Here is a 546-nt window from a genome sequence, read left to right as displayed (position 1 = left end):
GTAATAATGCACCAATGTTCTCACCTGCACGACCTTCGTCAAGCAACTTACGGAACATTTCAACACCTGTACAAGTTGTTGTTTGAGTTTCTTTAATACCAATGATCTCTACTGTATCACCAGTGTTAACGATACCTTGCTCAACACGACCTGTTACTACTGTACCACGACCTGAAATTGAGAATACGTCTTCGATAGGCATGATGAATGGCTTATCGATATCACGCTTAGGCTCTGGAATATAAGTATCTAGAGCTTCTGCAAGTTCTAAAATCTTCGCTTCCCAATCTGCTTCGCCTTCTAACGCTTTAAGCGCAGAACCTTGGATTAATGGTAAATCATCACCAGGGAAGTCATATTCAGAAAGAAGTTCACGAACTTCCATTTCTACTAATTCGATTAGCTCTTCATCATCAACCATGTCACATTTGTTCATGAATACGATGATGTAAGGAACGCCAACCTGACGAGAAAGTAGGATGTGCTCACGAGTTTGAGGCATAGGGCCATCAGTCGCAGCTACTACTAAGATAGCACCGTCCATTT

1 protein-coding gene is annotated in these 546 nt (G+C 41.8%); it reads right to left on the bottom strand.

Features of this window, described 5'->3' with window-relative positions; all coding sequences use genetic code 11:
• The coding region (locus tag BTO11_RS16395; protein ID WP_244904522.1) for a GTP-binding protein at positions 1-546 on the bottom strand (546 nt) is incomplete at both ends.

Source organism: Psychrosphaera saromensis, from assembly GCF_002954545.1.
Taxonomy (GTDB): domain Bacteria; phylum Pseudomonadota; class Gammaproteobacteria; order Enterobacterales; family Alteromonadaceae; genus Psychrosphaera; species Psychrosphaera saromensis.
Note: the sequence above shows the minus strand (reverse complement) of the source record. Positions and strands in the feature narration are given on the sequence as shown.